Here is a 20,198-nt window from a genome sequence, read left to right as displayed (position 1 = left end):
GACGGCGGGAATCGTCGGACAGGCCCCAGGGCAGCTCCGCCCTACGGCCGGAAGTCGCGGGCTGCCGGATCCTGCTGCACCCGCTCCTGCCGTACGCCGGGTCCGTCCCCGCCGAGTCCGCGTGCCGGGCCCTGGCAGCCCTGGACCAGGGCGATGCCGACCGCGACCAGCAGGGTCACCACCACGAACACGAACAACCGCTGACGCAGCAGACGTGGATTGGCCGGGCGCAGACCGGTCCCGGTGCTCCTCGGCGCCGGACGCCCCGTGCCGCTGTGCGGGCCGGGACGGCTGCCGGTGCCCGAGCGGGTGCCGTTGCGCCCGGTCGGCGTCGGCCGCGCCCCGGACCGCGACGGGGCGCCACCGCGCGAGGCGCCCGTGCCGCGCCCCGCGGTCCTGCCGCGGGTACCCGAGCCCGCCGGGCGCGTCCCGCCCTGGCCCCGGGCGCCGCCCCGCACACCGGATCCGCCCTGGGAGGCCGGGCCGTCCGGCGGCAGACCCTCGCCCGGCCCGGGCGCGCGGCGCGGCGGGGGAGTGCCCCGGCCCCGCTGGGGCCCGGACGGTGCCTGCTGGCCCGGCCTGCCCCGGCCGCGGTCCGGGTAGGTGTCCACGGGCCGCTCACCGTCCGCACCGCGCGGCGCGGGCGGCCGCACACCGGCCGGATCCTGGGACTCGCGGGCCGCGATCTCCTTGAGCCGCAACGACAGTTGGAGGGTGCTGGGCCGCTCCTCGGGGTCCTTCGCCAGGCAGGCCCGGACCAGCGGGGCCAGGGCGTCGGGCACGCCGTGCAGCTGCGGCTCCTCGTGCACGACGCGGTACAGCATCACCTCGGAACTGCCGTGCCCGAAGGGCGAGTCGCCCATCGAGGCGTAGGCGAGCGTGGCGCCGAGCGAGAACACGTCCGTGGCCGGGGTGACGGCCGCACCGCGCACCTGCTCCGGTGCCAGGAACCCCGGCGAGCCGACGGCCGTGCCGACGTGGGTCAGCGTCGAGGCGCCGGTCGCCCAGGCGATGCCGAAGTCGATGATCCGCGGCCCCTTCGGGGACAGCAGGATGTTGGAGGGCTTGAGGTCCCGGTGCACCACGCCGGCCTCGTGCACCGCGACCAGGCCCTCCGACAGGGCGGCTCCCACGGCGGCGACGTCGGCGGCACCGAGCGGCCCCTCCGCGGCGACCTTGTCGTGCAGGGAGGGACCGGGCACGTACTGGGTGGCGAACCAGGGGCGGTCCGCGTCGAGGTCGGCCGCCACGAGCCGGGCCGTGCAGCCGCCGCGGATCCGGCGGGCGGCGGAGACCTCGCGGGCGAACCGCGACCGGAACTCCTGGTCCTCCGCCAGATCCGGCCGGATGACCTTCAGCGCGACCCGTTGCCCCTTCTTGTCGGAGCCCAGGTAGACCACGCCCATCCCACCCGCGCCGAGCCGTCTGTGAAGCCTGAACGAGCCGACGACGCGCGGGTCCTCGCGCCTCAGGCGCATCATCGCCATGTTCATCCCCGCTGCCCGGTCCTGTGACGAGCCACAGCTTACGTTTCCACGGCCGCCCGCGCGCAGAGGCCGCGCCCTCTCAGGGTGATGGATTGTCAGTGGTGGGCGGGAGACTTGAAAGGTGGTCAGGGAGGGCGCGAGGAGGCGGACTTCGAATCCGCAGTGATCCCAACCGCCCGTCGCGGGAGGGGGATTGATCCTGCGAAGGGTGACCGGGTGGAGGCGGTCGTGGACGCCGGGGACACGACCCGCACCTACCAGGTGGTGACCGGTAGGGCGGGCCGCCGGGTGGAGGCGGCGGTGCGCCGGAGCGGCAGGAAAGTGAGCGAAGTCACCCGGTGGAGGTCCCTGCGTGCCGTGCGGGCGGTGGGGGGGGGGGACACCGTCGTACGTCTCGCGCGGTTGACGCAACCGGGTGCCGACCCTGGCGGAACAGCCGGCTCCGTGGGGACGGGAGCGCCGACAAAGGGGGATGACTCCGGCGTCCCGTCGGGGAAGACCCTGAGAGCCGGGGCCGCGTCTCCACCCAGGGGAGTACGTCGCAGGTGACGGCTCATCCTCCGGGAGGCCCGGCAATCGGTACGAGGGCATGACGCCCGCGCGTCGCGCAGAACCTAGATTTGAGGTCAAGCGGCGGGTGGCAGCACTCGTCCCCCGAGGTCAGACGCCCGCCGCTGCCGACGACAACGGAACACGGTCAGGAGAGGACCATGGCCCACACGGCAGCGCGGACGCTGATCCGCGAGGAGGGACGCAAGGCGTACGCCGCCGCGTTCCGTCCACGCCAGGGCCGTCGCCACCCCGTGGTGGCGACGCTGATGGCCCTTCCCCTGGCGGTCCTGCTCCTCCTCGTCTTCGACGGGTGGGAGACAGTGGCCACACAGGCGTCGTCCGTGGGTGAGATGCTGGGGCGCTGAGCGGCGACCCCAGGCCCGGAAGAGCGGTCCGGGCGGGGACATCCACCCATGAAACCCCGTGGGGACGGGGGTGCGGCGGACGGCACAGATGCCGGCGCAGCTGGGGAGCTGCGCCGGCATTGCTCTGCCCAACCACCGGAGGACCGGCCGATTCCCTGCGCACCGCCCGGCGAGCCCGTCCGCACGCCGAGACGGAGCCGCCTGCACGCCGGGCCCCCACGGTCTGGCCCCGCCGCTCCACCAGTCCTGTGAACCGCGGCCCCGGCCGAGACGCGAGAACCGGCAGACCACCAGCCCAGCCCATCACGGCCGGTCCCACCCCCACACGCGCCGCGAACCCACCCCCTCCGATGCCGTGAGGCACGTGAGCGTCGCTGCCTGCCCCCCGCCCCCGATCCCCGCGTAACCTCACTTCGGATCACCACCACCCAGGCAGCAGGGAGCATCGTGACGCCCGACCCCGGCTCGCTCGCGGCGGCGCTCCGTGCCGAGGTCCGGGCCGCCGCGCACGCCCGCTCCGCGGTGTGTCCCTGCGGCGCGGCCACGCTGGCCGACCGGCCCGACGGTCTCGTCGTACGGCACGCGGACACCGTCGCCAAGGCCCACGCCCCGGACGCCCACCCGGCCGGGCTGGCCGGCCGCCTCGCCGTGGCCCTGAGCCACCCCGAAATCTTCCTGCCCCCGCTCATCCCGGCCCCCCTCGGCCTGCACGACCGCCTCGTGACGTTCTGGCCGTACGGAGCGCCGGTGGATCCGGCCGATCCCGACGCCGCGCCCTGGGAAGACGCCGCCGTGCTGCTGGCCCGCCTCCACCGCGCCCCGGTCCCCGACGGGCTGCCGCCGATGCGCGGCCCCGCCAAGGCCGCTGCGGCCGTGGCCCGGCTCCGTCGGACGGGACCCGGCCCCGCGGCCGACGCCGTCCTGCGGGCCTGGGACACCCTGCCGCCCTGGGTCCGGGCCGAGGCGCCGATGCCCGGCCCCGGCACCCTGTGCCACGGCGACCTCCACCTCGGCCAGCTCGTCCGCCACCCCGGCCCCGGCGGCCCCTGGCTGCTGATCGACGTGGACGACGTCGGTGTGGGCGTCCCGGCCTGGGACCTGGCCCGCCCGGCCGCCTGGTACGCCTGCGGTCTGCTCCCGGCCGGCGAGTGGACCCGGTTCCTCGACGCCTACCGGCGCTCCGGCGGCCCGGCCGTGCCCGCCGAGGGCGACCCCTGGCCCGCACTGGACGTCTGCGCCCGGGCCCTGACCGTGCAGACCGCGGCCCGGGCCGTGGTGAAGTCGGCCGCCGCGGGCCGCGACCTGGACGAGGTGGAACGGTCCGTCGTGGACGCCTGTGACCGAATGGCGACCGTCCCGCCGCAGTTGACGCAGGTGAACCGGGCGTAGGGTGCAACCGACCACCGCGGGACGGAGTCTGTCCTGGCGAGATGTGAAGCAGGACCGACCGGCGAGGAGTTGAACGACCATGCAGTGTCCGAAGTGCCACGCACCGATGCACACGTACAACCGCAACGGTGTCCAGATCGAGCAGTGCAGCGGCTGCCGCGGGATCTTCCTCGACTACGGCGAGCTGGAGTCGCTGACGCGTCTGGAGGCCCAGTGGTCCCAGCCGGGCCCGCCGCCCCCGCCCGCCCCGCAGGCCTACCCGGCCGCTCCGGCCCCCGCCTGGGGCGCCCCGCACGGCGGCCACGGCCACCACGGTCACCACCGCCACAAGAGCTTCGGGCACATGCTGTTCTCGTCCTGAGCCGTGAACGACGGGAGCCCCCGGCCGCGAACGGCCGGGGGCTCCCGGGTGGTGTGGACGATACTGGGATTGAACCAGTGACCTCTTCCGTGTCAGGGAAGCGCTCTCCCGCTGAGCTAATCGTCCTCGGGACCATGGCCACTGTGCGCAGCGGACCATGGGCACTGCGTGCGCGATACTGGGATTGAACCAGTGACCTCTTCCGTGTCAGGGAAGCGCTCTCCCGCTGAGCTAATCGCGCGGGACGGATCTGGAAGATCCAGTGGACGATACTGGGATTGAACCAGTGACCTCTTCCGTGTCAGGGAAGCGCTCTCCCGCTGAGCTAATCGTCCTTGGAGGTGGAGACGGGATTTGAACCCGTGTAGACGGCTTTGCAGGCCGTTGCCTCGCCTCTCGGCCACTCCACCAGGAGTGCAGGGGGCCGGTAAGCCCCCTCTTCCTTCGAGCGGACGACGAGGTTCGAACTCGCGACCTCAACCTTGGCAAGGTTGCGCTCTACCAACTGAGCTACGTCCGCCTGTCGTTTCGGTCCGCTCTCGCGGCCCGGCGACGTGTTGAACTCTAGCGGATTCCGGTGCCAGGACAAAAACGCGTTTGCGCAGCGTGCTGCACCTGCCCTGCTCAGGGACGTCGCGAGGACCCCACAGGGGACGTCCCCCGGTCACCCGCGGGACACCCGCCATAGACTCGACGCGTGCTCGACCTCGCTCCCCTCGCCCGCTTCGGCGACCGCGTCGCCACCGGGCTCCTCGACGTCACCGACGACCCCGAAGCGCTGGAATCCAGCGGCTTCTGGGCGGTCTGCGCCGACTTCGAGGGCCGTCTGACCTGCGCCCGCTTCCGCGACGTACGGACGGCGGAGGTGCCGCCGCCCGCGCCCGGCGCGTGGCGGGGCCCGGCGGCCGGTGACTGGGTGTCCTCGCTCGACCGCGCCGCGTACACCGCGGCGGTGCGGCGCATCCGGGAGCACATCGCGGCCGGCGAGGTCTACCAGGCGAACCTGTGCCGGGTGCTGTCCGCGCCCGTCCCGCCCGGTGCCGACGTCGACGCCCTCGCGGCCCTGCTGGCGCGAGGCAACCCGGCCCCCTACGCAGGAACGATCCGCCTGCCCGGGCACGGGGTGGAGATCGCCACCGCGTCCCCCGAGCTCTTCCTGCGGCGCGACGGGCGGACCGTCGAGTCCGGGCCGATCAAGGGCACCGGCCGCACCGAGGCGGACCTCCTGGAGAAGGACTACGCCGAGAACGTGATGATCGTGGACCTCGTCCGCAACGACATCGGGCGGGTGTGCGCCACGGGCACGGTGACCGTGCCCGACCTGTGCGCCGTGGAGAAGCACCCCGGACTGGTCCACCTCGTGTCCACGGTCCGGGGGGAACTGCGCGAGGGGGCCGGCTGGGCCGAACTGCTCGGTGCCGCCTTCCCGCCCGGCTCGGTCACCGGCGCGCCCAAGTCCAGCGCGCTGCGGATCATCGACGCCCTGGAGACGGCGCCCCGGGGGCCGTACTGCGGGGGCATCGGCTGGGTCGACGCCGACCGGGGCACCGGTGAGCTGGCCGTCGGCATCCGCACCTTCTGGATCGACCGGGCCGGGGGCATGCTGCGCTTCGGCACCGGCGCGGGGATCACCTGGGGCTCCGATCCCGAGGGTGAGTGGCGCGAGACCGAGCTGAAGGCCTCCCGGCTGCTCGCGATAGCGTCGGGAACGTACGAGGTGAGTGGAGAGGACCTGACGTGAAGATCTGGCTCGACGGCGGGCTGCAGGACATCGAGTCCGCCCGCGTGTCCGTCTTCGACCACGGGCTGACCGTGGGCGACGGCATCTTCGAGACGGTGAAGGCCGTGGACGGCCGGGCGTTCGCCCTCACCCGGCACCTGGACCGGCTCACCCGCTCCGCCCGCGGCCTCGGCCTGCCCGACCCGGACCTGGACGAGGTCCGCCGCGCCTGCGCCGCCGTCCTGGAGGCCGTCCCGGTCCCGCTCGGCCGCCTGCGCATCACCTACACCGGCGGTCACGGACCGCTCGGCTCCGACCGCGGCGACCACGGTCCCACCCTCGTCGTCGCCCTCGGCGAGACCACCCGCCGGCCCGACTCCACCGCCGTGATCACCGTCCCCTGGACCCGCAACGAACGCGGCGCGCTGACCGGCCTGAAGACCACCTCGTACGCCGAGAACGTCGTCGCTCTCGCCCGCGCCCGCGAACAGGGCGCCTCCGAGGCGCTGTTCGGCAACACCGTGGGGCAGCTGTGCGAGGGCACCGGCTCGAACGTCTTCGTCGTCCTGGACGGCGAGATCCACACGCCGCCGCTCGCCTCCGGGTGCCTCGCGGGCATCACACGCGCCCTGGCGATCGAGTGGACCGGCGCACGGGAGACCGACCTGCCGCTGGACGTCCTGGAGCGGGCCGACGAGATCTTCCTGACCTCCACCCTGCGCGACGTGCAGGCCGTGCACCGGGTCGACGGCCGGGAGCTGCCCGGCGCCCCGGGCCCGGTGACCGCCAAGGCCATGCGGGTCTTCGAGGAGCGCTCCGGGGACGACCTCGACCCCTGACGGCCCGCGATATTCGGCTGACCAGGGCCGCGGTTGCGGGTAGAACACCGGTGATGACCACGACCCTGCGGCCGACCGAGCCGCTTCAGCGAAACGACGACGGGACGCGCTCACGCCGTTACCAGGTGTGCGTCAACAGTCGTCCCGTGGGCGCGATGGACCTCGGCACGCATCCCGTGTTCGGCGACGCGGTGGCCCGGATCACGCGCCTGCAGATCGACGAGCCGGACCGGGGCCGGGGCCGGGGCACGGTGGCCGCCCTCGCCGCCGAGGAGGTGGCGCGCGGCTGGGGGTGCCGGCGCATCGAGGTCTCGGTGCCGGCCGACTCCGAGGCCGGGTTCCGGCTCGCGACCGCGCTCGGCTACGTGGTGCGCAACCGCGGCATGGAGAAGCGGCTCGGCGACACCCCGCCCGCGCTGCCCGAGGGCAGCCGAGCCCGGCCCATGACGGAGGCGGAGTTCGGGCCCTGGCTGGAGAAGGGCAAGGTGGACTACGCCCGCAGCTGGGCCGAGCGGGGCGTCCCGGAGGCCGAGGCCCGGGCCAAGTCGGAACGCGACCACGCCGACCTCCTGCCCCGGGGGCTCGCCACGCCCGGCATGCTGATCAGCGTCGTCGAGCACCTGGGCACACCGGTGGGCACGCTGTGGCTGGCGGTGCGCGAGGACAGCGCCTTCGTCTTCGACGTCGAGACGGACCCCGCCCACCGGGGCCGGGGACACGGCCGCACCCTGCTGCTGCTCGCCGAGGCCCAGACGATCGCCGAGGGCAGACGCACCCTCGGCCTCAACGTCTTCGCGGGCAACACCCCGGCCGAACGCCTCTACGACTCCCTCGGCTACGGGACGACGCTGTACGCCATGTACAAGCCGCTGCTCTGACCGCCCGGGGCCGGCGTGCGGAGCGGTACGGGGCTCAGCCCTGCCCGCCGGCCAGCAGCCGGTCGGCGATCCCCTCGATCCGCTCGCGCAGCCCCTCCTGGCTCTTGCCGCCGTCGAGCCGCTCGCCGCCGATGACGTAGGTCGGCGTGCCGGTCACACCGATCGCCTTGCCCTCGGCCTGGTCGGCGTCCACGGCCAGGATGTGCCGGCCGTCGATCAGCGCGGTGTCGAACTCCTCGGCGTCCAGGCCCAGTTCGCGGGCCAGTTCGACCAGGAACGGCTCGCCCGCCCGCCCCAGCTCCTCGACGCGGCTCAGCAGGGCTTCGGCGTAGGGCCAGCCCTGGCCCTGCTCCCACGCCTCCTCGGCGGCCTGGGCGGCGGCGAAGGCGTGCTTGTGCTTCTCCAGCGGGAAGTGCCGCAGCCGCAGCTCCAGCCGGTCGCCGTAGCGGGCGCGCAGGGCACGCAGGTCGTCCAGCGCCGTGCGGCAGTCGGAGCACTGCAGGTCGCACCAGACCTCGAGAACGGGGGCGGGGGAGTCACTCATACGGACAGTCTCCCAGCCGCCGCGTCCTGCGGTGGTGCGGGGCAGGCGGCGGGGCACCGGCACCTGCGGAGGAGGCGACCCGGAGAAGTCCCTGATGTGGGCCGGGGGCATGGCCCCGCGGGGTGCGCCGGGTGCAGGATGGAAGGGACGAACCGCCCGCCGGACCGCGCACGCCTGGAGGCCCCCGGATGATTGCCGAGACCGTCTGCTCCGCCGTGTCCGCGGCCGGCCTGGGCATCGCCGCGGTGACGGCGTACCGCAAGCGTTTCCTCGCTGCGGCCCGCATCGCCGCCTACTCGCTGGTGCCGATCGGCCTGGTCATGACCGGGATCGTCGAATGGCTGGCGGACACGGCGTTCAGTCCGGCCGCCTGGGCCGGCTTCGGGCTGCTGGGCCTGGCATGGGTGCTGTTGGTGACGACCCGGTTCGTCGAGCGCCGCCGGGGCGGTACGCGCAAGGAGCGCAGGGCCGCGGCCCGCGCGGCGGAGCAGCCCGGTGCGGTGGCCCCGGCGGCCTCCGCGCCCTCCCTGGGCCAGGGCTCGCGCCCGGCCTCCCGGCCCGCCGCCGCACCCCGGGGCGACGACGACTTCAGCGACATCGAGGCGATCCTCAAGAAGCACGGCATCTGACGCGGGCCGGGTCGATGCGTCACAGTTCGTCCCCGGGTGCGCGGAAGTGATCACAAGGCGACCCGGACCTCGCGGTTTCGGCGCATCCCCGCACGCAAGCAGGCCGTCGATCGCGTCCGGCCGGGTGACTGCGTCATCATCGCCGCGAGATGCTGGACACGACGCAACAGAGCGACCCCGCGCCGCCGCAGGACGCGGCTCCCGCCTTCCTCGACGAGCGGTTCTCCCCAGGGGGCGAGGCTCCCGCTTTCCTCGACGAGCGGTTCTCCCCAGGGAGCGAGGCTCCCGCCTTCCTCGACGAGCGGTTCTCCCCAGGGAGCGAGGCTCCCGCCTTCCTCGACGAGCGGCTTCCCTCACGGGACGGGGCACCCGCCTCGCCGGAGGAGCGGCGTCCCCCGCGGGACGAGCCGCGCGGCTGCCTCTTCGCCCTGTCCCAGCCACCGCTGATGATCTTCCTCGCGGTGATCGGGACGCTGCTGCTCATGGCCTCGCTGCACGATCTGCTGCTGCTGTGAGCCTCGTCCGCGGTACCCGGCGTCACCCGCCGGGGCCGCGACACCACGCCGGTCCCGGTCCCGGCACCCACCCCTCAGCCCGCCGCCTCCTTGCGGCGCGCCCGGTACGCGGCCACGTGCAGCCGGTTGCCGCAGGTCCGGCTGTCGCAGTAGCGCCGGGAGCGGTTGCGGGACAGGTCGACGAAGGCGCGCCGGCAGTCCGGCGCCTCGCAGCGCCGCAGCCGCTCCTGCTCCCCGGCGACCACGAAGAACGCCAGAGCCATCCCGCAGTCCGCGGCCAGGTGGTCGGCCACGGAGGCGCCGGGGGCGAAGTAGTGGACGTGCCAGTCGTAGCCGTCGTGGTCGGTGAGACGTGGCGTGGTGCCTGCGGCCGCGACCAGTTCGTTGATCAGCACGACGGCGGCCCGGGCGTCCGGTGCGGCGAAGACCGCGGCGAACCGCCCGCGGATCTTGCGCACCGCGGAGAGGTCGAACTCCGAGAGCACCCCGACGTCGCTGATCTCGTGGTTCCGTACGAAGTCCGCGAGGGCCGCCACGTCCGGCAGTCCTTCCGCCGTGTCCTCGTCCGGTGCGGTGTTCACCAGATCGACCACGGTGTCGAGGGCGCACCGGGTGTCGTGGGTGATCAGCACGATTCGCTCCCTGGCCTGAGGGTCGGGCGGGCGCCCGCCGATGCTGGCCGATGGTAACGGCTCGACCGCGGCCGGTCCGCTCTCCTGCCCGCACATGGCTTCGATTACAACGCCGCCGGGCCCGCCCTGGTTCCCGACCACCCGCCGGGGCCCCGCCCACACGCACACCGGCGCCGCCCCGCGTGAGCCGCGGAGCCGGCGCCGGTGTGACCTGTATGCGGTTGTCCGGGCCCGAGCCGTCTCCCCGAGTCGACGGCGCCGGGCGGCTTGTGGGGCCTCGGCCTAGCTCTCCGCCAGGATGTGCGAGAGCTCCTGATCGAGATCGAAGTGCCGGTGCTCCGTGCCGGGCGGCACGGCGGCGTCTGTGCGCTTCAGGAAGGACTCCAGGGCCCGCGCCGGGGCCTCGAGCAGGGCTTCGCCCTCCGGTGAGCTCAGGGCGATGCACACGACGCCCTGACCGTGACTGCGCGACGGCCAGACGCGGACGTCGCCGGTGCCGGTGGGGCGGTGAAGTCCCTCGGCGAGGAGGTCGCGGGCGAACACCCACTCGACGGTCTCCTCGGCTCCGGTGTGGAAGGTGGCGTGCACGGCGTAGGGGTCGGCCGTGTCGTACCGCAGGCCTGCGGGGACAGGCAGGGAGGACTCGCTCGACACAACGAGGCGCAGGTGCAGCTCGCAGCTGACCGTGGTGTTCATAAGCGCCAGGGCCTTTCGCTCAGTGTGCGCTCGGGGATTCGCACGTCGGCGAAATCGACATGCCACCTACGGTGCCGTTGTAAACCCCTCTGAGTGTTTTGCGTGCCTTTACGTAACTCTTCCGGCCGAGAGATCGTTCGCGTCGTGCGTCCATTCCGGTGACCGGATTCGCTCGGGTAGTGTTCGTCCGTATGAATACGGGGAGTGACGAGCCGGGCGAGGTGGCCGTGGCACCGGACGGGACGGGGACCGGCGAGGTGGAGAGCGAACCGGAGCGGGGACTCGGTTCGCGGGCGCCGGAATTCATCAAGGCGCGCCGCGTGCTGCACATGAGCTGGCAGGTCGGCGTCTTCATCATCGGCCTGGCCGTCGTCGTGGCCGGGATCATCATGCTGCCCCTGCCCGGGCCGGGCTGGGTGGTGATCTTCGGCGGCATGGCGATCTGGGCGACGGAGTTCGTCTGGGCGCAGCTGGTGCTCCGCTGGACCAAGCGGAAGGTCACCGAAGCGGCGCAGCGGGCCCTCGATCCCAAGGTGCGCCGCCGGAACATCATCCTGACGAGCATCGGGCTGGTGATCGTGGCCGTGCTGGCCGGTGTCTACCTGTGGAAGTTCGGTCTCGTCATGCCGTGGAAGATCAAGGACCAGTGAGTCGCGCCGGGGTGCCGGTGCCGGTCACAGGCACCCCCTGACATGGGGTAATGTTCTTCCTGCGTCCGGGCGATTAGCTCAGTGGGAGAGCGCTTCGTTCACACCGAAGAGGTCACTGGTTCGAACCCAGTATCGCCCACCCGGATCACCGGCCCACCTGCGAACGCGCAGGTGGGCCGGTGTCGTGTACGGGCCCGATCCGCGCGGCCGGGCTGCTCGGGGCGGGGTGCCGGGCAGCCGACCGCACGGTCACTCCCCGGCCGGGCACCGGGTGCCACGTCCGCCGGCCGGGAGTGCCGCCCGGGCCGGGCAGTGAATGACGCGTCCGAAGGCCGTACGAGGTGCCGGTCCGCTCGTGCCGCCGAGCCGCGGGATACCGCACCCGGCCCCCCCGCGGATCACGCCGCGTCGCCCCACCCCTCTCCCTCGCCCGGGCCCCTCCCCGTTCCCGGTGCTTTCGCCACCGCCCCGCACCGGGCGCACGCCGGCCGAAAGCCGACTCCGACCGGCCGGTCCGCAGCACCCGCCTCGCCGTCCTCTTCCGGTCACCGTGCGGTGAAGACACCGTCCACGACTGGACGGTGACGGTCCGTTACCCGCGGTGGGATGCGGAGGAACGGCCCGGAGAATCGACAAGACCATCACGCTCCTCGCTGAGAAGCATCCGGAGATCGAGGCGGAAACGGACGCCGGGCCTTGTCTCGACTTCTGGAGAAAGGGCAACACGCAGGAGCGCAGCGGAAATCCCCCGGACGGCGTCCGGAATGCGATCGGCTTCCCGCGCGAATAAGCGCGGAGAACGTATCGGGGGAAGCGGTCACCGTCGGGACAGGCGGCAACCGGCCCTTCCGGGGCGTGTACGGCGACCGCTTCCGGCTGCACCGATCCCTCAAGGGGACAGCGCACTTCATGACGCCCACCCCGACCCGCGAGGCCGGACGCGGCCGTCCGGCGTCCGGTCGATCCCGCGAGTGCCCCGTGCGCGCCCTAGTTCATCCTCCCCAGCACGTCCCGGACCCGCCGGACGTCCCGGAGCCGCTGCTCGTACGTCGCTCCGAGTGCGAGCAGCAGGAGCCCGGCCAGGGCGGGGGGTGCCCAGCGGGGCAGGGCGCCGGTCACCTGCACGACGTACGGGGCGAGTTCGTGCAGGGTGACCAGGGCCAGCACCGCGCCGCCGAGCACCAGCGGTGCCTGGAGGTGGTGGCGCGCGCCCAGGAGGGTGACGAGCAGGGCCGCCGCCCCGAGCAGCAGCGGGCGCGTCCAGTGGGGGTCGGTCCAGGCCGCGGCCAGGCTGGGCAGCAGGGTCGCGGCCAGCCCGGGGCCGTACGCGGTCCAGGACGAGGCGAGCGGGTCGCGGCGCCGGTGCAGCGCCCCGATCAGCAGGGCGGGGACCGTCACCGGGAGCGTGTACGCCTCGGGCGTGTCGACCTGCCAGGCGGCCAGGCGCACCCAGGCGGCGAGCACGAACAGGGCCGTGGCCGCGTAGCCCACGGGACGGCGGTCCGGGCGCAGCGCGGTGCCCGCGGCGATCACCGCGCACAGGGCCAGCACGAGGGCGAGCAGGGGCGGGTCGGTGACGGCGAGGCCCGCGGCGAGCAGCGCGGCGGCGGCCCCCGCGGCCTCGACCGGCACCGTCGCGCGGGACCCGCCGAGACGCGGCGCGAGCACGGCGGCCACCGCGGGGACGAGCAGGACCAGCAGGGCGGTGCGGGCCGGCGGCCAGTCCGCCGCGGCGCCCGCCGCGGACGCCAGAGCGGTGCCGTACACCAGGGCGGCCGGGGCCGTGAACGGGGTGAGCCGGGCGTGCCCCGAGGCGGCCGCGAGCAGCGCGGTCAGCAGCGAGAGCACGACCAGTGTCACGTTCCTCGAGGCCAGGGAGGCCAGCGTGAGGTCGACGGTCGTGATCAGCGCGAGGATCAGGGCGGTGGTCCGCGCTTCGCGGCGCGCGGTGCGGGCCAGGCACAGCGCGGCCGCCGCCACGACGGCCAGGACCGCCAGGCCGGCGAGGTACGGGATCGCGAGGATCGCCGGCAGCAGCAGTGCCGCCGCCCACAGCAGGCCCAGCGCACCGGTCCGGGCGCGCGGATGCCACTGCTCGGCACGGACCGCCCACGCGAGCACCGCCGCGACCGCGAGCAGCACCAGGGGAGCCGTCACCGCGCCGGACGGCCAGGGCGCCTCGACGGCGACCGCGGCCCGCGCGTCCGAGGGCGCACCGCCCCAGATCCGCCCCAGCCACCCGGCCGGGCCGAGCACCACCAGGGCGGACACGGGCAGCACCCACAGCAGTGCCAGCCCCTGCACCGCGGCCGAGGCCCAGACCAGGCCGTGCCGGATCGTCTGCGGCAGCAACCCCCCGGCGCGCGAAGCCGCCGACAGGGCGATGCCCGGTGCCAGATGAACAGGGACCGTCCATGCGGCCGGAACCCCGGTGCGGGCCACTGCCCCGAGCGCGCCGACCGTGAGCAGCCCGGACAGTGCCGCGAGGCCGAGGGCGTGCCACCCGGCCGGACCGGTGAGCCGCCAGGCCGCGCCCAGCGCGATCGCCGCCGCCAGCACCAGCAGCACACCGGCCCGGACGGCCGTCACCGGGCCGTCCGCGGTCAGGGACAGCCACCCCGCGGCCAGCGTCCCGCAGCCACCCGTGCCGTACGCACCGACGAGGGCGCAGATCCGCACCGCGGCGGCCGCCACCCGCAGGGCCACCACCGCGTCCAGCCCGGCCGTCACCAGCAGCGCGGCCGTGACGGTGTACGGGCCGGCGTCCGCGGCCAGGGCCCACAGCGTCAGCGGCGACTGGGCCGCCGCCACGGCGCAGGGGAGGGGCAGGCGCAGGGCGTTGACCGACGGGAGCAGGCCGTACGCCGCCCAGATCACCGCGAGCACCGCCGAGGCGGCCGCCGCGTACAGCGGGCCGTCCGTGCCGCCGAGCGCCGCCTCGCGCAGCGCGTAGGCGTCGAGGACCGTCAGGGCGAGGCCGAGGCCCGCCACCGACTCCGCCGTCGAGCGCAGGCCCCGCTTCAGCAGCGGCACGGGTGCACAGAGCGTGGCGAGCGTGACCGCGCCGAGCACCGTCGCCCGCCCGGTGATCCCCATGTGGCCCCAGCTGACCAGGGTGAACACCGCGGCCGCGAGGGTGAGCAGGATCCCGCCGAGCACCAGGAGCACGTTCTGCACGCTGGGCGCGGCGGTCTCGGGGCGGGGTGGGGTGGCCGACGGGTGCGTCGCCGGCGGGGCGGGCGCCTGCATCTGCTGCAGAGCGGCGACCAGCCAGGCACGACGGGTCAGCAACTGGACGCGCCGGGCGTCCAGTCGGCGCAGTTCGTCGTCGAGGAGCCGCAGTTCCTCGGCCGGGGGCGGTTGGTGCGTCATGCCTCGCAGTGTGGTCCGGGTCACCCGGCGCGCCATGAGTGCCGGTACTCAGGGGCGTACTCAGACACGGACCGGCGCACCCCGGGCAGACTGCGGACATGGACTGGAACCATCACCGCTTCCGCAGCCTGTGGCCCCTGCCCGCCCCGCCGGCCGCCGTGTACGAGGTGCTGCAGCGCCCGGAGGACTACCCGCGCTGGTGGCGCCAGGTCCGGGAGGTCGAACGGCTCGACGACACCACCGGCGTCCTCCGCATCCGCTCCGTCCTGCCGTACGACATGACCTTCACGGCGCGGCAGACGCGGCGCGAACCGTCGGCCGGGGTGCTGGAGATCGCGGTGTCCGGCGACATCGAGGGCTGGGTGCGCTGGACCGTCGGGCCGCACGGGGACGGCACGCTCGCGCGGTACGACCAGGTCGTGAGCGTCGGCAAGCCGCTGCTGCGGCGGCTCGCCGTGCCGGGACGGCCGCTGTTCCGCGCCAATCACGCGCTGATGATGCGATCCGGGCGGCGCGGACTGCTCAGGCACCTGCGAGCGGTTTGAAGGAAGCGTGCCGGGACCTGTATTGTTCAGTGCGTTCCCGGGCGATTAGCTCAGTGGGAGAGCGCTTCGTTCACACCGAAGAGGTCACTGGTTCGAACCCAGTATCGCCCACCGGAAACAGCCGGTCCGTCACCGACGGACCGGCTTTCTCATGCCCCGCCCCGTCCCGCTCGCCCGTCCCGCGCGCGTCGAGGCGATGCTCAGGCCGCCGCCGGCAGCTCCGGACGCAGCGGCCACGCCGGGTCCACCGCCTCGTCCACGCCGCTGCGCGCGAACCACGCCTGCAGCCCCCGGGCCTGCGCCGCGTGCCACACCGCCTGCAGCGTGTGCAGCTCGCCCGGCGCGAGCCGCTCCAGCCGCGACGCGAACCGCCGGCCCACCGCCCGGGTGACCTCCAGCGCCGCCACGGCGTCGGCCGCCGCGTCGTGCGCGCCCTCCAGGGACACGCCGTAGTGCGCGCACAGGTCGGTCAGGGTCCGGCGGCCCTTGCGATAGCGGTCCAGGTGCTTGTCGAGCACCCTCGGGTCGAGCACCAGCAGCGGCGCCGACTCGAACCAGCGGCCGAGCGCCGAGGCCCGGTGGCGGCGCAACTCCCGGTCCAGCACGGTCAGATCGAACGGCGCGTTCATCACCACCACCGGGCGGCCCACGTGCGCCTGCTCGGCCAGCGCCTCCGCTATCTCGAACATCACCGGCGCCGGCCACCGGCCGTTGTGCTGCAGGTGCTCCTCGGTCAGCCCGTGCACCTCCGTCGCCTGCGCGGGCACCGGCACGCCCGGGTTGACCAGCCAGCGGCTGATCCGCGGCCGGACGCCCGGCGCGTCCTGGACGACGACGGCGGCCGACACGATCCGGTCGGTCTCGACGTCGACGCCTGTCGTCTCCGTGTCGAAGGCGGCCAGCGGCCCCTCGTACCAGCACGTCGTCATACGCCCGCAACCCCTCGTCACCTCTCGGCAGTTGACGCACCGTCCGCTGCCCGATCCGGTGATACCCGGGCTGTTTGCGTCGTACGCCGGAAGGAGACAACAGGAATACGGGTCCTTGCAGTTCAGCGGCCCGGACGGGGATTCCACTGTTCTGGAAGGCTGTTCGGCCATGGCCATAGCGCAGCCCGAACGGGGCGGGCTGCTGCCCGAGCGCACGGCTCCCTCCCGCGGCTCTCTCGCCACCACCGCCTGCATGGAGACCCTGCAGGTCGGCTATCTGCACGCCGTCGCGGCGGCCGCCGGCTGCTCGCTGTCCCAGCCCTTCCCCGACAACGGCATCGACTGGCACGTCAGCCACAGCGCCCCCGGGCACACCGTCGACGACGAGGTCACGATCAAGGTGCAGCTGAAGGCCACCTACCAGGTGCCGCCCCACCCGCCGGGCCGCAGCTTCTCCTTCACGCTCGACAACGACCACCTGGTCAAGCTCGCCCGCACACCCGTGTCCGTGCACAAGATCCTCGTCGTGATGCTGGTGCCGCGCTCGCGCGAGGACTGGCTGCGCGCCGGGCACGACCGGCTCGACCTGCGGCACTGCTGCTACTGGACCAACCTCGCGGGCCACCCGGTCACCGGCCGCCGCCGCACCACCGTGCGCATACCGACCGCGCGCATCTTCGACGACCGGGCCCTGTGCGAGATCATGACGCGGGTCGGGACGGGAGGAAGACCGTGACGCACCGTCCGGCCGATGAGCCCATGAGGCCCGTGCGCCCCCACCCCCACGTCAACGCCCCCGGCCGCCCCGCCCCCGAGCCCGGTGACGTCGACCCGGCCGTGTTCGCCGCCCTATTGCGCCGGCACGGCTGGCAGCGCCGCGGCGGCGCCCCCGGCCGCTACGGCCGCTGGACCCCGCCCGGCCCCGGCGCCCGGGGCACCAGCCTGCTCGTGCCCGAGAGCCGCGCCTTCCCCGACAGCGACGACCTGCTCGGCGAGGCCCTGCTCGCCCTGGCCCGCAGCGATTCGCCCTCCGCGCGCGAGGTCCTCGTCTCCCTCGCCGTGCCCAGCGACGAGGTCCGCTGGTGGCAGGACGTCCCCGCCGGGCCCGCCGGGGCCGCGTCCTGGAGCGTCGAGGAGCGGCTGCGCGCCGCCGCGCGCCGGACCCTGCTCGCGGCCGCCCTCGCCGACCGCGCCCGGGCCGGCTACCACGGGGCCCGTCACCGGCGCCCCGCCGTCGCCTCCCTGAGCCACGTCCTCGTGGGCTCGGCGAACGGCGGCCGGCTCACCGCCTTCGTCCCCGTCGACGGCGGCCGCCCCTTGGCCGTACGCCTCCACCAGGCCCTGCACGCCGCCCGTGAGGCCGTCGACTACCAGCGGGCCACCGGCGGCACGGACGCCTTCGACGGCGCCGTCGAGGCGGGCGTGTGCCACGAGCTGACCGAGGCCCTGGTCGCCCTGGTCCACGGCACCGAGGGCGCCCGCATCGCCGTCGCCTGGGCGCCCGCGGCCGGGGTCCCCGAGGGCTGCGCGCCCCGGGCCGAACCGGTCGAGTTCTCGCCCGGCGACCTCCCCGTCCTGCGCGAGGCGAGCGCCCGCTATCGGCGCGAGGAACCGTCCCCGCCCGTGCGGATCACCGGGATGGTCACACGCATGCGCAGGACGGGGCCGCGGGGTGCGGGCACCGTACGGCTGCGCGTGCTGGCCGGGGCCGACGTGCCGCACGTCCGGGTCGCGCTGGAGGAGGAGGAGTACCGCACCGCCGGGCACGCGCACCTCGCCGGACTGCCCGTGCGGGTGCAGGGGCGGCTGGAGAGCCGGGGCGGGTTCCGCCGCCTCACCGGTGCCCACGGGGTCGTCCCGGTGCCGCTCGACGAGGCCGAGCAGGACCGGCTGATGAAGTCGCTCAGCGAGGACGGCGGGGTCACGGCCTGCTGTTTCGAGGAGGCCGGGGGAGGGGACCGCGGAAACTGATTTCGCGGGGGACGGCCCCGGGTCGGTACGATCCTTACTCGTGCGCGCGCTCCGGTATGGCGCCGCAGCCCCCTTCAGTCAGGAGAGACCGGTGTCAGACGTCCGTGTGATCATCCAGCGCGATTCCGAGCGGGAAGAACGCGTGGTGACGACGGGCACTACGGCCGCCGAGCTCTTCGCCGGCGAGCGTTCGATCATCGCCGCGCGCGTCGCCGGCGAGCTCAAGGACCTGTCGTACGCCCTGTCCGACGGTGACGAGGTCGAGGGCGTCGAGATCTCCTCCGAGGACGGCCTGAACATCCTGCGCCACTCGACCGCGCACGTGATGGCGCAGGCCGTGCAGGAGCTGTTCCCCGAGGCCAAGCTGGGCATCGGCCCGCCCGTCAAGGACGGCTTCTACTACGACTTCGACGTCGACAAGCCGTTCACGCCCGAGGATCTCAAGGCCATCGAGAAGAAGATGCAGGAGATCCAGAAGCGTGGCCAGCGCTTCTCGCGCCGCGTGGTCACCGACGAGGCCGCCCGTGAGGAACTGGCCGGCGAGCCGTACAAGCTGGAGCTGATCGGCCTCAAGGGCTCCGCCTCGTCCGACGACGGCGCGGACGTCGAGGTCGGCGCCGGTGAGCTGACGATCTACGACAACCTGGACGCCAAGACCGGCGAGCTGTGCTGGAAGGACCTGTGCCGCGGTCCCCACCTGCCCACCACCCGCAACATCCCGGCGTTCAAGCTGATGCGCAACGCGGCCGCCTACTGGCGCGGCAGCGAGAAGAACCCGATGCTGCAGCGCATCTACGGCACCGCCTGGCCGACCAAGGACGAGCTGAAGGCACACCTGGAGTTCCTCGCCGAGGCCGAGAAGCGCGACCACCGCAAGCTGGGCAACGAGCTGGACCTGTTCTCCATCCCCGAGCAGATCGGCTCCGGCCTCGCCGTCTTCCACCCCAAGGGCGGCATCATCCGCCGGGTCATGGAGGACTACTCGCGCCGCCGCCACGAGGAGGAGGGCTACGAGTTCGTCTACACCCCGCACGCGACGAAGGGGAAGCTCTTCGAGACCTCGGGCCACCTGGACTGGTACGCCGACGGCATGTACCCGCCCATGCAGCTCGACGAGGGCGTGGACTACTACCTCAAGCCCATGAACTGCCCGATGCACAACCTGATCTTCGACGCGCGCGGCCGCTCCTACCGCGAACTGCCGCTGCGCCTCTTCGAGTTCGGGACCGTGTACCGGTACGAGAAGTCGGGCGTCGTGCACGGCCTGACCCGGGCCCGCGGCTTCACCCAGGACGACGCCCACATCTACTGCACCCGTGAGCAGATGTCCGAGGAGCTGGACAAGACGCTCACCTTCGTGCTGAACCTGCTGCGCGACTACGGGCTGACCGACTTCTACCTGGAGCTGTCCACCAAGGACCCGGAGAAGTTCGTGGGCTCCGACGAGGCCTGGGAGGAGGCGACCGAGACGCTGCGCCAGGTCGCCGAGAAGCAAGGCCTCCCGCTCGTCCCCGACCCGGGCGGCGCCGCCTTCTACGGCCCGAAGATCTCCGTCCAGGCCAAGGACGCCATCGGCCGGACCTGGCAGATGTCGACCATCCAGCTCGACTTCAACCTGCCCGAGCGCTTCGACCTGGAGTACACCGCCGCGGACGGCACCAAGACCCGCCCGGTCATGATCCACCGCGCGCTGTTCGGCTCCATCGAGCGCTTCTTCGCGGTCCTGCTGGAGCACTACGCGGGCGCCTTCCCGGCGTGGCTCGCCCCCGTCCAGGCGGTCGGCATCCCGATCGGCGACGCGCACGTGGAGTACCTGGAGAAGTTCGCCGCCGCGGCCCGCCGCAAGGGCCTGCGCGTCGAGGTCGACTCCTCCTCCGACCGCATGCAGAAGAAGATCCGCAACGCCCAGAAGCAGAAGGTGCCCTTCATGGTCATCGCGGGCGACGAGGACATGTCGAACGGCTCGGTCTCCTTCCGCTACCGCGACGGCTCGCAGGAGAACGGCATCCCCTTCGACGAGGCCATCGCGAAGATCGCGAAGATCGTCGAGGACCGGACGCAGGTCTGATCGCACGGCGCGAGGCCCCCGGGATCTCCCGGGGGCCTTTGCCGTCCCCCCAGCTC

19 protein-coding genes, 7 tRNA genes and 1 pseudogene are annotated in these 20,198 nt (G+C 73.6%); 16 read left to right on the top strand and 11 right to left on the bottom strand.

Going from position 1 to position 20,198, the window contains the following annotated elements:
• Positions 1-41: 41 nt before the first annotated feature.
• Positions 42-1,493, bottom strand: a complete 1,452-nt coding sequence (locus Q5694_RS19705; RefSeq protein ID WP_333934484.1) for a serine/threonine-protein kinase — start codon at positions 1,491-1,493, stop codon at positions 42-44.
• Positions 1,494-1,649: 156 nt separating this feature from the next.
• On the opposite strand from Q5694_RS19705, the pseudogene Q5694_RS19700 reads away from it, so the two are divergent.
• From Q5694_RS19700 to Q5694_RS19685, 4 genes and pseudogenes are all read left to right on the top strand, one after another.
• A pseudogene (locus Q5694_RS19700) lies at positions 1,650-1,993 on the top strand (hypothetical protein); the annotation flags it as partial.
• A gap of 204 nt (positions 1,994-2,197) precedes the next feature.
• Positions 2,198-2,404: a hypothetical protein gene (locus Q5694_RS19695; protein ID WP_333934483.1), complete on the top strand. Its 207-nt coding sequence runs from the start codon at positions 2,198-2,200 to the stop codon at positions 2,402-2,404.
• Positions 2,405-2,851: 447 nt separating this feature from the next.
• Positions 2,852-3,793 (top strand): phosphotransferase family protein, encoded by a 942-nt coding sequence (locus Q5694_RS19690; protein ID WP_333934482.1) that lies wholly within the window; start codon positions 2,852-2,854, stop codon positions 3,791-3,793.
• Between the two features lie 79 nt (positions 3,794-3,872).
• Entirely contained in the window at positions 3,873-4,154 is a 282-nt protein-coding gene (locus Q5694_RS19685; protein ID WP_333934481.1) for a TFIIB-type zinc ribbon-containing protein, read from the top strand.
• A gap of 54 nt (positions 4,155-4,208) precedes the next feature.
• On the opposite strand, the gene Q5694_RS19680 is transcribed toward Q5694_RS19685, so the two are convergent.
• From Q5694_RS19680 to Q5694_RS19660, 5 genes are all read right to left on the bottom strand, one after another.
• Positions 4,209-4,280 (bottom strand) — tRNA-Val (locus tag Q5694_RS19680).
• A 43-nt stretch (positions 4,281-4,323) separates the two neighbouring features.
• Positions 4,324-4,395 (bottom strand) — tRNA-Val (locus Q5694_RS19675).
• A gap of 22 nt (positions 4,396-4,417) precedes the next feature.
• Positions 4,418-4,489 (bottom strand) — tRNA-Val (locus Q5694_RS19670).
• A 1-nt stretch (position 4,490) separates the two neighbouring features.
• Positions 4,491-4,564: transfer RNA gene (locus Q5694_RS19665), tRNA-Cys, on the bottom strand.
• Between the two features lie 37 nt (positions 4,565-4,601).
• Positions 4,602-4,674: transfer RNA gene (locus Q5694_RS19660), tRNA-Gly, on the bottom strand.
• A gap of 177 nt (positions 4,675-4,851) precedes the next feature.
• On the opposite strand from Q5694_RS19660, the gene Q5694_RS19655 reads away from it, so the two are divergent.
• The 3 genes from Q5694_RS19655 to Q5694_RS19645 are packed head-to-tail and all read left to right on the top strand — an operon-like array spanning position 4,852 to position 7,591.
• Positions 4,852-5,895, top strand: coding sequence for a chorismate-binding protein (locus Q5694_RS19655; protein ID WP_333934480.1), 1,044 nt, complete (start codon positions 4,852-4,854; stop codon positions 5,893-5,895).
• A complete protein-coding gene (locus Q5694_RS19650) occupies positions 5,892-6,713 on the top strand; it encodes an aminotransferase class IV (RefSeq protein ID WP_333934479.1) in 822 nt (273 codons plus the stop codon). The genes Q5694_RS19655 and Q5694_RS19650 overlap by 4 nt, the downstream gene beginning before the upstream one ends.
• A gap of 53 nt (positions 6,714-6,766) precedes the next feature.
• Entirely contained in the window at positions 6,767-7,591 is an 825-nt protein-coding gene (locus Q5694_RS19645) for a GNAT family N-acetyltransferase (RefSeq protein WP_333934478.1), read from the top strand.
• 34 nt (positions 7,592-7,625) lie between these two features.
• Here Q5694_RS19645 and Q5694_RS19640 read toward each other — a convergent pair whose 3' ends face one another.
• Positions 7,626-8,135 (bottom strand): DsbA family protein, encoded by a 510-nt coding sequence (locus Q5694_RS19640; RefSeq protein WP_333934477.1) that lies wholly within the window; start codon positions 8,133-8,135, stop codon positions 7,626-7,628.
• 188 nt (positions 8,136-8,323) lie between these two features.
• On the opposite strand from Q5694_RS19640, the gene Q5694_RS19635 reads away from it, so the two are divergent.
• On the top strand, positions 8,324-8,764 hold the full coding sequence (locus Q5694_RS19635; RefSeq protein WP_333934476.1) for a hypothetical protein: 441 nt from the start codon (positions 8,324-8,326) through the stop codon (positions 8,762-8,764).
• A 149-nt stretch (positions 8,765-8,913) separates the two neighbouring features.
• Positions 8,914-9,279 carry a hypothetical protein gene (locus Q5694_RS19630; protein WP_333934723.1) on the top strand — a complete coding sequence of 122 codons (366 nt, stop codon included), beginning with the start codon at positions 8,914-8,916 and terminating at the stop codon, positions 9,277-9,279.
• A gap of 74 nt (positions 9,280-9,353) precedes the next feature.
• On the opposite strand, the gene Q5694_RS19625 is transcribed toward Q5694_RS19630, so the two are convergent.
• Positions 9,354-9,911: a CGNR zinc finger domain-containing protein gene (locus Q5694_RS19625; protein ID WP_333934475.1), complete on the bottom strand. Its 558-nt coding sequence runs from the start codon at positions 9,909-9,911 to the stop codon at positions 9,354-9,356.
• A 282-nt stretch (positions 9,912-10,193) separates the two neighbouring features.
• On the bottom strand, positions 10,194-10,607 hold the full coding sequence (locus Q5694_RS19620; protein WP_004002642.1) for an SsgA family sporulation/cell division regulator: 414 nt from the start codon (positions 10,605-10,607) through the stop codon (positions 10,194-10,196).
• 191 nt (positions 10,608-10,798) lie between these two features.
• On the opposite strand from Q5694_RS19620, the gene Q5694_RS19615 reads away from it, so the two are divergent.
• Entirely contained in the window at positions 10,799-11,257 is a 459-nt protein-coding gene (locus Q5694_RS19615) for a TIGR02611 family protein (RefSeq protein WP_333934472.1), read from the top strand.
• Positions 11,258-11,324: 67 nt separating this feature from the next.
• Positions 11,325-11,396 (top strand) — tRNA-Val (locus Q5694_RS19610).
• Positions 11,397-12,244: 848 nt separating this feature from the next.
• Here Q5694_RS19610 and Q5694_RS19605 read toward each other — a convergent pair.
• Positions 12,245-14,629, bottom strand: a complete 2,385-nt coding sequence (locus tag Q5694_RS19605) for an SCO7613 C-terminal domain-containing membrane protein (RefSeq protein ID WP_333934471.1) — start codon at positions 14,627-14,629, stop codon at positions 12,245-12,247.
• Between the two features lie 98 nt (positions 14,630-14,727).
• On the opposite strand from Q5694_RS19605, the gene Q5694_RS19600 reads away from it, so the two are divergent.
• Both Q5694_RS19600 and Q5694_RS19595 read left to right on the top strand, forming a co-directional pair.
• Positions 14,728-15,174, top strand: a complete 447-nt coding sequence (locus Q5694_RS19600; protein ID WP_333934470.1) for an SRPBCC family protein — start codon at positions 14,728-14,730, stop codon at positions 15,172-15,174.
• A gap of 39 nt (positions 15,175-15,213) precedes the next feature.
• Positions 15,214-15,285 (top strand) — tRNA-Val (locus Q5694_RS19595).
• Between the two features lie 89 nt (positions 15,286-15,374).
• Here Q5694_RS19595 and Q5694_RS19590 read toward each other — a convergent pair.
• On the bottom strand, positions 15,375-16,103 hold the full coding sequence (locus Q5694_RS19590; protein WP_333934469.1) for a 3'-5' exonuclease: 729 nt from the start codon (positions 16,101-16,103) through the stop codon (positions 15,375-15,377).
• A 169-nt stretch (positions 16,104-16,272) separates the two neighbouring features.
• Here Q5694_RS19590 and Q5694_RS19585 point away from each other — a divergent pair, with 169 nt between their 5' ends.
• The 3 genes from Q5694_RS19585 to thrS all read left to right on the top strand — a co-directional run bounded on the left by Q5694_RS19585 (position 16,273) and on the right by thrS (position 20,142).
• Complete coding sequence (locus tag Q5694_RS19585) at positions 16,273-16,839, top strand: DUF4365 domain-containing protein (RefSeq protein ID WP_333934468.1); 567 nt, start codon at positions 16,273-16,275, stop codon at positions 16,837-16,839.
• Between the two features lie 23 nt (positions 16,840-16,862).
• Positions 16,863-18,074, top strand: coding sequence for a hypothetical protein (locus Q5694_RS19580; RefSeq protein WP_333934467.1), 1,212 nt, complete (start codon positions 16,863-16,865; stop codon positions 18,072-18,074).
• A 91-nt stretch (positions 18,075-18,165) separates the two neighbouring features.
• Positions 18,166-20,142, top strand: coding sequence for a threonine--tRNA ligase (thrS, locus tag Q5694_RS19575; protein ID WP_333934466.1), 1,977 nt, complete (start codon positions 18,166-18,168; stop codon positions 20,140-20,142).
• The last annotated feature ends 56 nt before the right edge of the window (positions 20,143-20,198 follow it).

Source organism: Streptomyces sp. AHA2, assembly GCF_036857595.1.
Lineage (GTDB): Bacteria > Actinomycetota > Actinomycetes > Streptomycetales > Streptomycetaceae > Streptomyces.
The sequence above is the reverse complement of the archived record's forward strand: the minus strand, read 5'-3'. Positions and strand labels throughout refer to the sequence as shown.

Excerpts from the sequence above, each read along its gene's own strand:
- Q5694_RS19630 (WP_333934723.1), top strand. The coding sequence starts at position 8,914 with ATGCTGGACACGACGCAACAGAGCGACCCCGCGCCGCCGCAGGACGCG.
- Q5694_RS19705 (WP_333934484.1), bottom strand. The coding sequence starts at position 1,493 with ATGAACATGGCGATGATGCGCCTGAGGCGCGAGGACCCGCGCGTCGTC.
- Q5694_RS19685 (WP_333934481.1), top strand. The coding sequence starts at position 3,873 with ATGCAGTGTCCGAAGTGCCACGCACCGATGCACACGTACAACCGCAAC.
- Q5694_RS19620 (WP_004002642.1), bottom strand. The coding sequence starts at position 10,607 with ATGAACACCACGGTCAGCTGCGAGCTGCACCTGCGCCTCGTTGTGTCG.
- Q5694_RS19590 (WP_333934469.1), bottom strand. The coding sequence starts at position 16,103 with ATGACGACGTGCTGGTACGAGGGGCCGCTGGCCGCCTTCGACACGGAG.
- Q5694_RS19635 (WP_333934476.1), top strand. The coding sequence starts at position 8,324 with ATGATTGCCGAGACCGTCTGCTCCGCCGTGTCCGCGGCCGGCCTGGGC.
- Q5694_RS19600 (WP_333934470.1), top strand. The coding sequence starts at position 14,728 with ATGGACTGGAACCATCACCGCTTCCGCAGCCTGTGGCCCCTGCCCGCC.
- Q5694_RS19645 (WP_333934478.1), top strand. The coding sequence starts at position 6,767 with ATGACCACGACCCTGCGGCCGACCGAGCCGCTTCAGCGAAACGACGAC.
- Q5694_RS19580 (WP_333934467.1), top strand. The coding sequence starts at position 16,863 with ATGAGGCCCGTGCGCCCCCACCCCCACGTCAACGCCCCCGGCCGCCCC.
- Q5694_RS19585 (WP_333934468.1), top strand. The coding sequence starts at position 16,273 with ATGGCCATAGCGCAGCCCGAACGGGGCGGGCTGCTGCCCGAGCGCACG.
- Q5694_RS19615 (WP_333934472.1), top strand. The coding sequence starts at position 10,799 with ATGAATACGGGGAGTGACGAGCCGGGCGAGGTGGCCGTGGCACCGGAC.
- Q5694_RS19695 (WP_333934483.1), top strand. The coding sequence starts at position 2,198 with ATGGCCCACACGGCAGCGCGGACGCTGATCCGCGAGGAGGGACGCAAG.
- Q5694_RS19640 (WP_333934477.1), bottom strand. The coding sequence starts at position 8,135 with ATGAGTGACTCCCCCGCCCCCGTTCTCGAGGTCTGGTGCGACCTGCAG.
- Q5694_RS19605 (WP_333934471.1), bottom strand. The coding sequence starts at position 14,629 with ATGACGCACCAACCGCCCCCGGCCGAGGAACTGCGGCTCCTCGACGAC.